13 protein-coding genes and 3 pseudogenes are annotated in these 13,327 nt (G+C 36.2%); 9 read left to right on the plus strand and 7 right to left on the minus strand.

The features are described 5' to 3' along the window. The first annotated feature begins 137 nt into the window (after window positions 1–137). The 3 genes and pseudogenes from NBRC111893_RS01710 (at window position 138) to NBRC111893_RS01720 (ending at window position 2,892) form a co-directional block, all read left to right on the plus strand. Window positions 138–647 carry a helix-turn-helix domain-containing protein gene (locus NBRC111893_RS01710; RefSeq protein ID WP_125007753.1) on the plus strand — a complete coding sequence of 170 codons (510 nt, stop codon included), beginning with the start codon at window positions 138–140 and terminating at the stop codon, window positions 645–647. A 184-nt stretch (window positions 648–831) separates the two neighbouring features. Next, a pseudogene (locus NBRC111893_RS01715) lies at window positions 832–1,883 on the plus strand (2,3-butanediol dehydrogenase). A 167-nt stretch (window positions 1,884–2,050) separates the two neighbouring features. Then, a pseudogene (locus tag NBRC111893_RS01720) lies at window positions 2,051–2,892 on the plus strand (aldo/keto reductase). 89 nt (window positions 2,893–2,981) lie between these two features. Here the strand turns inward: NBRC111893_RS01720 and NBRC111893_RS10955 are convergent. Together NBRC111893_RS10955 and NBRC111893_RS10960 are read right to left on the minus strand one after the other, a co-directional pair. After that, window positions 2,982–3,227, minus strand: a complete 246-nt coding sequence (locus NBRC111893_RS10955) for a hypothetical protein (protein WP_225417480.1) — start codon at window positions 3,225–3,227, stop codon at window positions 2,982–2,984. A 20-nt stretch (window positions 3,228–3,247) separates the two neighbouring features. Then, complete coding sequence (locus NBRC111893_RS10960) at window positions 3,248–3,712, minus strand: helix-turn-helix domain-containing protein (RefSeq protein WP_225417481.1); 465 nt, start codon at window positions 3,710–3,712, stop codon at window positions 3,248–3,250. Window positions 3,713–3,975: 263 nt separating this feature from the next. Between NBRC111893_RS10960 and NBRC111893_RS10635 the strand changes: the two genes are divergently transcribed. Continuing rightward, entirely contained in the window at window positions 3,976–4,308 is a 333-nt protein-coding gene (locus tag NBRC111893_RS10635; protein WP_125007754.1) for a hypothetical protein, read from the plus strand. Between the two features lie 60 nt (window positions 4,309–4,368). Here NBRC111893_RS10635 and NBRC111893_RS01735 read toward each other — a convergent pair whose 3' ends face one another. Further along, a complete protein-coding gene (locus tag NBRC111893_RS01735; RefSeq protein WP_125007755.1) occupies window positions 4,369–4,707 on the minus strand; it encodes a hypothetical protein in 339 nt (112 codons plus the stop codon). 477 nt (window positions 4,708–5,184) lie between these two features. Further along, window positions 5,185–5,757: pseudogene (locus NBRC111893_RS01740) on the minus strand (helix-turn-helix domain-containing protein); the annotation flags it as partial. Window positions 5,758–5,908: 151 nt separating this feature from the next. On the opposite strand from NBRC111893_RS01740, the gene NBRC111893_RS01745 reads away from it, so the two are divergent. Together NBRC111893_RS01745 and NBRC111893_RS01750 are read left to right on the plus strand one after the other, a co-directional pair. Further along, the gene (locus NBRC111893_RS01745; RefSeq protein WP_125007756.1) at window positions 5,909–6,136 is read left to right on the plus strand and encodes a hypothetical protein; all 228 of its coding nucleotides are present in this window, start codon (window positions 5,909–5,911) and stop codon (window positions 6,134–6,136) included. Window positions 6,137–6,223: 87 nt separating this feature from the next. Beyond that, the gene (locus NBRC111893_RS01750) at window positions 6,224–6,826 is read left to right on the plus strand and encodes a hypothetical protein (RefSeq protein ID WP_125007757.1); all 603 of its coding nucleotides are present in this window, start codon (window positions 6,224–6,226) and stop codon (window positions 6,824–6,826) included. Between the two features lie 56 nt (window positions 6,827–6,882). Here the strand turns inward: NBRC111893_RS01750 and NBRC111893_RS01755 are convergent, their stop codons facing one another. Next, window positions 6,883–8,448 carry an FGGY-family carbohydrate kinase gene (locus tag NBRC111893_RS01755; protein WP_125007758.1) on the minus strand — a complete coding sequence of 522 codons (1,566 nt, stop codon included), beginning with the start codon at window positions 8,446–8,448 and terminating at the stop codon, window positions 6,883–6,885. Window positions 8,449–8,534: 86 nt separating this feature from the next. Continuing rightward, window positions 8,535–9,311 carry an SDR family oxidoreductase gene (locus NBRC111893_RS01760; RefSeq protein ID WP_125007759.1) on the minus strand — a complete coding sequence of 259 codons (777 nt, stop codon included), beginning with the start codon at window positions 9,309–9,311 and terminating at the stop codon, window positions 8,535–8,537. Between the two features lie 225 nt (window positions 9,312–9,536). Here NBRC111893_RS01760 and NBRC111893_RS01765 point away from each other — a divergent pair, with 225 nt between their 5' ends. From NBRC111893_RS01765 to NBRC111893_RS01775, 3 genes are all read left to right on the plus strand, one after another. Further along, window positions 9,537–10,421: an ROK family transcriptional regulator gene (locus NBRC111893_RS01765; protein ID WP_160114427.1), complete on the plus strand. Its 885-nt coding sequence runs from the start codon at window positions 9,537–9,539 to the stop codon at window positions 10,419–10,421. 32 nt (window positions 10,422–10,453) lie between these two features. Beyond that, the gene (locus NBRC111893_RS10640; RefSeq protein ID WP_125007761.1) at window positions 10,454–10,648 is read left to right on the plus strand and encodes a hypothetical protein; all 195 of its coding nucleotides are present in this window, start codon (window positions 10,454–10,456) and stop codon (window positions 10,646–10,648) included. A 273-nt stretch (window positions 10,649–10,921) separates the two neighbouring features. Further along, the gene (locus NBRC111893_RS01775; protein WP_125007762.1) at window positions 10,922–12,412 is read left to right on the plus strand and encodes a glycoside-pentoside-hexuronide (GPH):cation symporter; all 1,491 of its coding nucleotides are present in this window, start codon (window positions 10,922–10,924) and stop codon (window positions 12,410–12,412) included. A 64-nt stretch (window positions 12,413–12,476) separates the two neighbouring features. Here the strand turns inward: NBRC111893_RS01775 and NBRC111893_RS01780 are convergent, their stop codons facing one another. Beyond that, complete coding sequence (locus tag NBRC111893_RS01780) at window positions 12,477–13,220, minus strand: sulfite exporter TauE/SafE family protein (protein WP_225417483.1); 744 nt, start codon at window positions 13,218–13,220, stop codon at window positions 12,477–12,479. Window positions 13,221–13,327 lie beyond the last annotated feature (107 nt).

Here is a 13,327-nt window from a genome sequence, read left to right on the forward strand (position 1 = left end):
AGTAGTTTGCGTTTTTTGATTTCTTAAGTATGTAAATACATCATAATGTTTAATTAAACTGGCGCTTGCAACTAATAGGTGCTTCATAAATATCCCTCAATTGCCCATAATAGAATTTGTAAAGGAGTCCTGAGATTATGACTATTGGAGAATGCATTAGAGAATTAAGAACTAGTAACAATATGACTCAACAAGAATTAGCTGACAACATACATATTTCCCGACAATCAATCTCAAAGTGGGAAAAAGATCTTGCTTGGCCAAGCTTTGCTAACGTTGTTGCAATAAGCGATACGTTCGATGTTTCGCTAGATGCAATTATTCGAGGAGATGAACAATTTATGAAAAGTTTAGAGAAAAAAACAAATTCAAATATTAGTAAGATTGTCGGACTTGGATTGATTATCGCAACTACTGTCGTCATCCTGTCCAAAATTATTGGTTTTAAACAGGAACGACTTGCTAATATCACAAGTGTAATTCAATTAATTACTTTTATTTTTATGGCTTTGAATATTAACTGGCGCAAAATTAACGCTAGTTTATCAACAACCGGTTTAATTTGGGGGATTATTTGGTTTTCATCATTAGCAATTCCTCAAATCATTGATTTTATTGCTGGATTTACGAATGGGATGAACCATTAAACCTGACATTAACGTAAAACAATTATTTCATAATTCCAAAGTCCCGAATTCTCCCTTACTTCAATCTATTTTCAAAAATAGATAGCCTAAATGCCCAAACAAGCGTAAAATCTTAGGTAGATGAAAACGGTTACATTATATTCATCGCTCATTTTCAAAACTACCTTTAAGGAGACGATTAATTATGAAAGCAGCTGTATGGCACGGTGTCAAAGATATTCGCGTTGAAGATGTTGAATTAAAGCCTCACAAAGACAATGAGGTTGTGATTAAAGTCGCTTGGGCAGGAATTTGTGGTAGTGACCTTCACGAATACCTAGAAGGTCCGGTGTTTATTCCAGTTGATCACACTGATGAATTAACTGGCGGACACGCACCACTGACTATGGGCCATGAATTTTCTGGAGTCATCCAAGAAGTCGGCTCCAATGTAACCAAATTTAAAACTGGTGATCACGTATCTGTTAATCCGACCATTACACATCATGACACTCCTGATGATATCGACGTTTACGATGGCTACAGTTTTATTGGCTTGAGTAATGATGGTGGTTTCACCGCTCTCGTCAATGTTCCCGAAGAAAACTTGTATCAATTGCCCAAGGACTTCCCATTAGAACTTGCGGCTACCATTGAACCAACCGCGGTTGCTGTTCAAGCAGTTAAAGAAGGTAATTTAAAATTCGGAGAAACCGTTGCGATCTTTGGTGCTGGTCCCATTGGCGTGCTGGTTGCTGCCGCTGCAAAAGCAGCCGGTGCTACGAAATCATTTCGATTGATCTATCAGAAGTTCGATTAAATAAAGCAAAAGAAATGGGGGCCACCGACGTTATCAACCCCGCTAATGAGGATGCCATTAAAAAAATTCACGAAATCGTTCCCAATGGTGTAGATGTTTCCTTTGAAGTTGCTGGCGTTCAACCAACATTTGAACAAGCAATTGATGCAACCAAGGCCCGAGGAAAAATGGTAATTGTTTCAATTTTTGCTCATTCTATCCAATTTGATCCTATGCAGCTCATGAATTCTGGGGTTCAAATTACTACCACCATTGCTTATTCAATGAAGACCTTCCAACAAACTGTTGATCTAGTGACCAGCGGTCAAATTAATGTCAAACCAGTTATTACTAAACATATTGATTTAGATGATATTGTTGAAGATGGGTTTGAAGCATTAACTTCAGATAAATCCCAAGCTAAGATTTTAATTGATTTGGAGAAAGAGCAAGCTTAATATCTAATAGCAAAAACGATGACTATAACTAAATAAGTCATCGCTTTTTTATTCCTAATAATTTTTCAAAGGTTACTTTTTAGTACTTATAGCACCTAAAAGTGCGTACTATACACCGAATTAACTTGCAGATATGATAAATAAAAACCCCCAAGGAGAGATATGCAATGATTAATTCATTATCAGACACAGTTGAATTGAACAACGGAACCAAGATTCCTGGATTAGGGTTGGGCGTATTTCAAATTTCAGAAAAAGATACTCCTAGCGTAGTAAAAAACGCCATCGTAAATGGATATCGCCTAATTGATACCGCCGCAATTTACGGAAACGAAATCGGTACTGGAAAGGGAATTAAAGGAGGTCTAAAAGCGGCCAATCTTTCTCGCGAAGACCTATTTATAACCTCAAAGTATGGAATAACCACCTCACTCACGACGAAACAATCGCTGAATTCAATGCCAGTCTTGACCGGCTTGATTTAGATTATTTAGATTTGTTTTTAATCCATTGGCCAGGATCTGATGCCTTTGAGGATTCATGGAAAGCACTGGAAGAACTGTATGCTGTTGGTAAAATAAAAGCAATTGGGGTTAGCAATTTTCAGATTCAGCATTTAGAAAAATTGTTTACGTTCGCTAAAGTCATCCCAGCCATTAATCAAATTGAATTACATCCAAAATTATCTCAACTTGAATTGCGCAAGTACAGTGAATCAAAGGACATCAAAATTCAAGCATGGTCACCACTTATGCAAGGAAAATTATTAAGCAATCCCATTATTGAATCAATTGCTACCCATCATAATAAATCCACTGCCCAGATAATCTTACGTTGGGATGTTCAACAAGATATTTTACTAAACGTCAAATCAACTCATATCGAGCGAATGCATAATAACGCCGATATCTTCGACTTTGAACTAACTGATAACGAAATGAATCAGCTAAATGAACTGAATGAAGATTTACGCGTCGGACCAGATCCTGATTCATTTGACTTCGAGTAATTTATCATTTTATTTCGAATCTCTTAATTAATTATCTAAATTCCTAAAAAGGCCGGCATAACGATATTAATTCTGCTATGCCGGCTTTTTTATTTGAAAGGATTAGCCGTAGTTTTAGGGCCAAATGTTTTGTAATTGTATGTGAAATATTCAGTCCCAACAACCGGACGCATGTTTTTTGGGATGGCTTGGCGATGAATTAACGTTGCATTTTTGACAAATGAACCTTTGTGCTGGACATACACATAATTTTGTCCCGCTTCTGGAATCATGCCTACTTGAAATGTTAGCCATTCTCCTCCGCCAAATGGATTATCCCGCACATATGCCGTCACTGGCTGTGGGACTTTAGTTGCTAGTTGATGATGTTTCCCTGCGTATCAGTTGATACTTCTTGTTGGATTTTAGTTGGCGTACGTTTAGGTAAAACTGCGTAGCCATATTTATATGGTAAAAATGGATTAAACCGATCAATGGTGCCATCTTGACGCGATCTGCCCCAACTAAGTAATCCTAATAAGCCACTAATTAGTAATAGCAGCAATCCACTTATAATCAGCCATCGTTGATAACGTTGCTTTAATCGAATATCTGTACTCATTTTATTTACCACTACTTGCTCATCCTCCCTTAGTAATCTGTCTAACGAAAGGTTAAGTAAATCACTAAGGATAACCAACGTATCAAGATTAGGCACAGTCTGATTATTTTCCCATCGCGAAATTGTCTGTCTGGTAATATATAATTTATCCGCTAATTGTTGCTGAGTAATAGACAATTCCTCACGGCGGTTTTTTATTTGTTCACCTAATGATGTCATTATCTTGGATAACCTCTCTTTCGTCTCCTTAACATTACCGTTAATGGATTACTTGTACGAGCAACTAACCTGTTACATTCTGTTTTATTTAGGCTATTGATTATTAAGTTAGGCGCTTACCTAATATAAATAGCCTATTAATAAACTTGCCTTGTCCATTTATCATAATAGTGTTGTAATGATAATATAATCGAGAAAAGCAAACTAAAATCATATAATTATCTGGGGGAATTAAAATTATTCAAAAGAATTTTGGTCCTATCTTGTTAGTATCAATCTATATTTTTATGCTACTTTGTATTATCTTGTCAGTCTACGCCATCTATCCAGAATATTGGTTTTCGCTTATAATTGTCTTAATTTTAAGTATAAGCTCACTAAAAATTGTTAAAAGACAATCTGCTCAAGTTTTCGTTGGTCCAGCCCTCGGGTTAAGTCTCTATGGCCAAAGATTATGGAACAGTGCCCATAGTGATAACTATGGAATGATTATTTTATATATTTCGTTAATCTTCTTAGTAGCTATTTTGGTATCATGGGCTACATACGAACTCAAAGAGAACCATGCTAGCCGAAAACATAAAAAACAATTCTGATAAAATAAAATTATCTATAATAAAAAACGGCAACCATCAGTAGGTGGTTGCCGTTTTTCTCTAGTTGTCTTCGGCTTTTTTGGTCAGCGCCGATTCAATCACAACTGCAGAATTTTGGTGATTGATATCAATTTTGGTAAACATTTCACTACCTGATCCCGTAAGCATCTCATAGGTATCACCATTGTCCAATGTAAGTCTCACTGAATAACTAGATTGTAATTGATCAGCGAACTCACTCAATTTTTCTTTGGAAGCTAGCTTTATTACCGCTGTCCATTTAATTGGATAGACATCTTCACCAGCTTCAAGTGTACTAATTTCTGAATCACTTAATCCAGTAAATGCGATTTTGCTATCGCTAGTCATAAAATCAATATTCTTAACATTAAAAGCCATCTAATTATCCTCGCTAATCTATAAGTACTAATGAGAAATTGTAATATACCGATATCACTTATGGTTTTTTAGATTCAACCAATGCCACCCATGCTAACGCTGGTAAATAAATTTATTATATTTACCAGCACCTAACATGAATATATCTGTGCTTAACATCAAATATTAAGTACATCCACACCCTAATTATAAATTATGGTCACCGGTAAATCATACATCTCATCTTAGTCAGTAATATATACGATAACATACAGCACAAAATAACTATTAGTAATATCTCTTTAGATTCGTCTGATTGCTTTACATCATCATAACGCTTATACAAAAACGCAAACTAAAGTCTGATGGTTTGCGCTTTTATATAAGCTTATTCGTATGTCTACCAAACATAGCTTGAGCGAAATGTTTGTCCATTCTAATATGTAGCTAAAGGAAGTGATGCATTATAAATATACATCGACTAATAAACTGTCGGCTTTAATTGTGCCTTGGCCTTAAAAATATTATTAATGTCATACTTATTGATAGGATAATTGTCAGTACTACGTTGCCAGTAAATCTGCCAATAGTTCGAGCTGTATTTGTCACAGCGAATGTTTTTTGCAGGTTAGGACTAAGTCCAATTATAATTCCATTCGTTAAAAGACTCATACAAAGCACGCCTAGCATTATTAATATTCTTGAAATATTAAATCGATGCCATTCTGAGTAATTAAAGGCCAAAATCACTGCGTTAGCTACTAAGATCATTGGAATAATCTCCAAATGAAATCCGCCTACTCTAAAGAGATTAACATAACTCAAGGCTAGCATCATGGCACCAAAGTAATATGAGTAGCGATCAAGCTTATGACTTTTAGTTAACTGCCTTTCTTGTGCTGCATAGTGATTTAGCATTCGATCATCACGCAACAAATCATCCATTGAAACATCAAAAATTTTACTCATTTTAATCAGACTATTAATGTCTGGATAATTACGACCTGTTTCCCAGCTCGATATTGTTTTTCTTGAAACATATAACTGATTCGCGAGTTGTTCTTGGGTTAGATTTTTACTTTTTTCGGCAAAGCTTTAATTTTTCAGCAACGTTCATATATTCAGCCACCCTTATAGTTCAGTTAATCAGGATAATAATACCATAGACAATTTATTTCAAAATCTAATTTTTATAACTAAAAACCAATCGGAGGTATGCAAAATGTTAGAATCACTTAAAAATTTGGCTTATTTTATATTATACATTAGTTCTATTGGACTACTTTTCAGTCTTAAAAACCAACCGTTAACAAAGCGACAAACCATGTGGTTCAATATAACCCGTATTATGATAATCGTTGTTGCTATTGTGCTGCTTGCCAATTTAATTCCTGACGCTATTCACAGTAGCATCGATGGTTTTCGAGATGGCACAAATTCAATCAAATAATTATTTAACCCCTGTTTCTCAGTCTGGTTTTCCTAATTAAGCTATAATAAAAGTGTAAATAAGCTTATTGAAAAGATAGTGATTATAATGAATATTAGTAAAACCAAGTCTTGGATCACTCAGTTGTGGCATGAAAATTTATTAATTATTCCATGGATGTTAATTTCACTAGCCATACTTATAGTAGTTTTAATTTATGCACCAACTATCTTACCCACACCTATTAAATCAAAAGCTGGCAGTGTAACTATTGGTAGCGAAGGTATTATTCAGGCAATATTTAACCAAGGAAATGTTTTGATAAATTTATTAGTTCCCGCATTTATCTTAACTATGATTCCAACATATTTGTTTTCTTCACTATGGATAATTTTTGAAAGTGCACTGTTCACATCCGGAGACATCTATTTATCCGTTTCTTTACTGAAAAGTAGCTCCGGTTATTGGGAACTAGCTATCTTTTCTTTAGTTGTACTAGCTGAGTATCTAACAGAATTGTACTTGATCTTTTTACTTTTAAAAATTTCAGCAGCTATTGCTCGTGACTATCGGGATAAACTCAAATATCAATATAAGCGTTTTTTCTTAGTAAACTGGTTTAAAGCGGTTATTAGCATTGGTAATGAATATAAATTTAATTTAGGAATCCCTTTAATTCTAACGATACTAATAGCAATGATATATTACTAATATCTAAAACAAACCACCTCCACTAGGTATAGTGAGGGTGGTTTGTTTTATTAAAATTAATTATTAACTAATTCGTCTTTCTTAGCACTAACTGACCGTTGGATTTGGGTTAATTTACTCATATCCTTGCTAAGATCTTCGTATAAGTCACGGTACAAAGCATAGTACTTGTTGTATGCTTCATGACGTTCTGGATTTGGCTTTACAGGTTCGCCCAATACTTGCCATTTTTGTACTTGATCGACATCTAAGACACCAGTACTTAAACCGGATAACATAACATCACCCAAGTTAGCTTCAGCATCTTCGATTGGTGTTCGAACAGCGTAACCAGTAACATCAGCAAACATTTGAACCCATTCAGGTGAGTTAGTAACCCCACCAGCGATGATAATGTAATCACCCATGTCTTTACCAGTCATATCAATACTGTGTCTCAATGCGTAGCAGACAGCTTCTTGGAATGCGTGGTAGATGTGAGCCTTAGTGTGAGCTAATGAAAGACCAAAGATCGTTCCTTTAGCATCAGAGTTCCAGATTGGTGCTCGTTCACCCATGAAGTATGGTAATACAACTAATCCTTCACTACCTGGTTCAATCTTGTCAGATTCCTTGTTCAAGGCAACGTAAGCATTGTCGCCGCCTTCTTTTTGGCGTTCCTTTTCAAGTTCAGCAAAGTTATCACGGAACCATTTAGTAATGGCACCAGCAGTAGCTGAACCAGAGAAGTTGTAGCATAATTCTTCTGATTTGTATGGGTATGGCCAAACGATTAAACCTTGACCCTTAATTGGTTTTTCACTAACTAAGGCGGCGTTCATTGATTGACCAATAGCAGCAACATACTTACCAGGTTTGAAAATACCCATTCCAACGTTAGCAGCACCAACATCGACCCCACCAGAAACGATTGGAGTACCTTCAACTAGACCTAATTCGGCAGCTACATCTTTAGTTAAGCCACCAACTTCAGTAGTTGAGTCAACGATTGGCGTTGGCATCATGCTTTCAGGAATGCCCATTGCATCAAGCATTTCTTTTGACCAAGTATGAGTGTTGATGTCATATAATCCACCTAAGTTACCAGCAGCAGTATGGTCAATTGAAACCTTACCAGTTAACTTGTAGATAGCATAGTTGCTAGGTGGCAAGAACATTCTGGTCTTCTTCCAGTTTTCAGGTTCGTTGTTCTTGATCCAAAGAATCTTAGTGTATCCATAGTATGGATCAACCACATCGTTACCGGTAATCTCTGTTAACCGTTTGCTATCGATGTGTTCTTTAACCCATGCAGTTTCTTTTTCAGCCCGACGGTCCATCCAAATCAAACATGGACGAACTGGTTCGATGTTTTCATCAACTGGAACCCCTGAACCACCGTATAAACCACTAAGACCGATACCTTTGATGTCTTTAGGATCAACGCCTGATTTAGCAACCGTTTGCTTGATTGATTCCTTAGTTGCATCTACCCAAACATCTGGCCATTGTTCTGCCCATAATGGCTTTGGAGTTAAAACATCGTATTCTTCCAAATCTTGAGCAATCAACTTACCGTTAGTATCCATTAAAATACTTTTAGTTCCAGAAGTTCCAATGTCAGTTCCGATTAAATACTTCATTTTAATTTCCCTCTTTCAATAAAAGAAACCCAAAAACACTTTCAGTCACTGATTGCATTTTTGGGTTTCAACATATTTTTTACTTTTTACCAAGCAGTAAATGCACCATCAACTAAGTAATCGTCTCCAGTTGTAAATGAACTAGTATCACCAGCTAAGTAAACAGCGATTCCTTGTAATTCATCAGGACGGCCCATACGACCAAGTGGAGCCCAGTCGTTCCAAGTCTTGATTAATGGCTTGAGGTCTTCAGAATTAAGAGTCAAATCTGTACCCATGTAACCGGGACTGATTGTGTTAACACGCACACCTTTTTTAGCCCATTCAATTGCAAGTGATTTCGAGAGTTGAATAACTCCGTTCTTAGTTGCGTTGTATGAACATTGAGGTTGTGGACGGTTAACAATATGTGCTGACATTGAAGCAGTATTGATAATTGAACCATGTCCTTGCTTGATCATGTAGCGACCAGCAGCTTGTGAGCATAGGAATACTGCGTTTAGGTTTAAATTAACAACCTTAAGCCATTTATCATATGGCATGTCTTCAGCAGGAATGTTAATACAAATTCCCGCATTATTAAATGCAGCATCTAAGCCACCGAGTTCAGAAACTACTGTATCAACCATGTTTTGAACTTGTTCAGGATCCGTAACATCAGTCTTAACAGCAATGACTTTTTGTCCAGTTGCATCAGCGATTTTCTTTGCTGTTGCTTGTGCTTCTTCACCATTGATATCGACAATGGCAATATCCGCACCTGCTTCAGCTAAACCAGTGGCCATTGATTTTCCTAGCCCCTGGGCACCGCCAGTTACGTAAATTTTCTTGCCCTTTAATGACATTCTTTCAAGAATACCCATAATTGGTGCCTCCTAAGTAGTTTTGCGTATTTCATAAATCAGTTTTTATAAAATGCGTTTCTTTATTACGAGTTTCATACTAAAACGCTTACAAAATAATGTCAAGCGTTTTGAGGTATATTTTTAAAAACGCTTACAAACGCTGCCGTTGCTTTTTATTTACCTATAATGATATTTTAGAATTGAAATACAAGATAAATATTAATGGGAGGCGAACAATTCATTATGCAAAGTAGTGAATCGGAATTTTCGAAAAGTTCAAACTATTCAAGAATTTTGAAATTAATTTACTCTAATCAAAAAATATCCAAGCAAGAGATCGCAACATCTTTAAATCTTAGCCTACCAACCGTAACTACTAATCTTCAGTTATTAGAGGAAGATGATTTAATATACATAAACGGTAAATTTAAATCATCCGTTGGCAGACGGGCAATTGCCTATTCAATCAATGCTAAGAAACATCTATCCTTAGGACTTGAATTGAACAAAGAACATATTAATTTAGTGGCATTAGATCTAAACGGTGGTGAAGTAGCTAATAGTAGTTTGTCACTAAAATTCGAAAATACTGATACTTATTTTGATAACGTTTGTCAGTGGATATCCTTATTTATTAAGATGAATTCATTTAATCCCGATCAAATTATTCAAATTGGCATTAGTATTCCAGGTCTAATTTCTCATGATGGCCAAACGGTTCTGTATGGAAAAATCATGGATTGTACCGGATTAACAACTAAGGTATTCACGGATAGACTGCCTTATGCTATTATGTTCTTCCATGATGCTGACTGTGTAGCCGTTGCTGAACAGTTCTTAAGTCACTCCCATGATGATGCCATTTACTTATCAATAAATGATCATATCGGAACAGCAATTATTATCAATGATCATATCTATACTGGTCAAAACGGACGTAGCGGTACTTTAGAACACGTCAAACTAAATGCTGATAGCAAACGTCATTGTTATTGCGGTCGCTATGGATGTGTTGAAACATACTGTTCAATTAATTCATTACTAACTCAAAACGAAACTCTGGATCAATTTATGGACAAATTGAATAGTGAGGATCCAGATGCCCAAAAAGATGGGATACTTTCTTAAACTATTTAGCAGAAGCCATAAATAACTTCCATATGTTTCTTGATAACCGCTTAATAATCGCCGGAGAATTATCACAATATCTAAATCAAGACACCCTTACTGACTTAGTAGGTCGAATTAAACAAATTACTGCATTTCCTGATGAAGATCCATACTTAAGCGTTGGGATCGCTGTTTCAAACCAGTCGCAACTGGAGCTGCTCTTCCAGCGGTTAATAATTATCTGAGTCAATTATTTTAGTTTTTCACCATTAAAGCCCACCAATTATATAAATTGGCGGGCTTTTTACTTACCATTGTGCTAGTAATCACAAAATCGACTTATAATAAATTATTTAAAATCGCTCTCATACATAGATCAACGATTCTTTAATTGTGAATAAATTAATTATTTTGAAAGCGCTTGCAGGTAAGCGTTTTCTTTTCTATAATACGTTCTGTAAGTTATTTAGTAAAATCGTTTTGCAAAACTATGAAATAAAATTAATGAGGTGATCAGTTTGAAACAATATCTATCTTATGCATTCGGTGCTTTCGGTCACGATGCATTTTATAATACGTTAAGTATCTACTTCATGATGTTCATCACTAGTCAGTTGTTTACCAACAGCGGCGATGAAAAAATGGTCGGTATGGTAACGTTACTCATTGTGGTAATTAGAGTTGGTGAAATCATGTTTGATCCCTTAATCGGCGGGGTTGTTGATAACACGGAAACTCGCTGGGGTAAATTCAGACCATGGATTCTATCCGGATCAATTATCGCAGCCATTGGTTTACTGTTCTTGTTCTCAGATTATTTCGGATTATCAACTAGTAACCCTATCTTCTACTTAGTACTTTTGGGAATCACATTTGTAATTATTGACGTTTTCTACTCATTCAGTGACATTGCTCTTTGGTCCATGCTTCCTGCAATGAGCCTTGATTCTAAAGCTCGTTCACGATTTGGTACCGCATCACGGATTGGTTCAACTTTAGGTGCTCAAATTGTAATTGTAATTATTACACCTGCAATTTTACTATTCTCTCATATCTTCTCTAAAGTTCCATTTGGTACTCAAACCAAAGCCGGCTGGACTTCATATGTTGTAATCGTTGCTTTACTATGTGTGGTTGGTGCGGCAATTATTTGTTGGAATCTTAAAGAAGAACACAATGCAATTCGTAGCGATACTCATCATACAACTGTCAAAGATGTCTTCAAAGCCATCGGTAATAACAGCCAATTACTTTGGATCGCCGCATCTTACTTCTTATTCGCATTTAGCTATGTTATTACGAATTCATTATTAATGTACTACTTCAGATATCGTTTAGGTAACGCTGCTGCTTATACTTGGGTTGGAGTTATCACCTGTATCTTAGGAGTTATCTCAGTTGCAATTTACCCAATGCTTGAGTCGTTAATTCACCGTAAAGCTATCTACGTTGGCGGAATTGGCTTAATGCTCCTCGGTTACATAATTTTCTTGTTTGCTGGTCAAAACCTACCATTAGTACTTGTCGCTGTATCATTCTACTTCTTCCCATACCCACTAATCTTCCTCTCAACATTAATGTTTATCACCGATTCTGTTGAATTTGGTCAGCTTAAGAACGGTACTCGTAACGAATCAGTAACTTTATCAGTAAGACCATTAATTGATAAGCTTGCTGGTGCTGTATCAAACGGAGTCGTTGGTTTTGTTGCCGTTGCTGTTGGAATGACTGGAAATGCTAAACCAAGTGATATTTCGGCTTCTGGGGTTCAAGAATTCAATGCGTTTATGTTCTACATTCCTATTATTCTACTTATTGTAGCGGCATTTATTTTCTTTAGAAAGGTTACTTTGACTGAAGAAAAACACGCTGAGATTGTTAAGACTCTTCAAGCAAAACTGGGAGGAAGTTCAAATAATTCCGTTGATACTGACACATCAACAATATCTGATATTGATAATTCAAATTTTAACCAAGTTCCAGTTCGTCCAAATCCAAAAGATTATTAATCTTACTATATTAAATTAGCAAAAAGCTCAGTTAGTAAATTACTAGCTGAGCTTTTTGTCTACATTATACTAACCCATATGCATCTACAAATAACCAAATTGATAATCCAATGGCTCCAATCACAACAATGCCCTTCATTATTCTTTCGGGAATGTGACGAACGATTTGTGGGCCGATGAAACCACCAATAAAAAAGCCGATGGCTAATGGAATAACCAATAACCAATACACTCGTGATCGTAGTGAATAAATAATAGCGGCCAATAAATTTGACGCTCCTAACGAAACATTTTTCAGTGCATTATAGGTAGTAAACTCATACTTACCACTTCGTGATAGCAACGCTAATAGCATGACCCCGCCTGCGGCGCCAAAATAACCAGTATATGCACCCACAACAATAATCATGGCATCAAAACCAATCGACCTAATTTTACTAACCCGCCTGAGTTCTAATGATGACGCCGATGGCGGAAACGCTAATAATAACCCTGCAGCCAATACAAAAAATGGTACTACTTTTTCAAATGTATCAGCTGGTTGCTCAAGTAGTAAGATTGCTCCAATCACACTTCCAATTAGCGTCAGAGGTAAAACTTTTAACAGATCCTTAGCATGGTGTCTTAACTCCCTACGAGAAGATACAGTAGCACCTGCGCCTGCTAATACTAATGAAACCGTGTTGGTCATATTGGCAAATACCGGTGGCACCCCGACCGCAAGTAATGCTGGGTAGGAAACTAATGAAGCCATCCCCGTTGTGGAACTCATAATGCCTGCCACAATTCCAGCAGGAAATAAAATCATTATCGCGTTAACCATATCAATATGAATAATAATCATCTCATTTCGTTTAACTATAACAATAGTAAACCATATTTTCAGGCCAAATAAAAAGCAGAATCTTAAACTTA

Origin of the sequence: Lentilactobacillus kosonis (assembly GCF_003864335.1) — a bacterium.
GTDB classification, from domain to species: domain Bacteria; phylum Bacillota; class Bacilli; order Lactobacillales; family Lactobacillaceae; genus Lentilactobacillus; species Lentilactobacillus kosonis.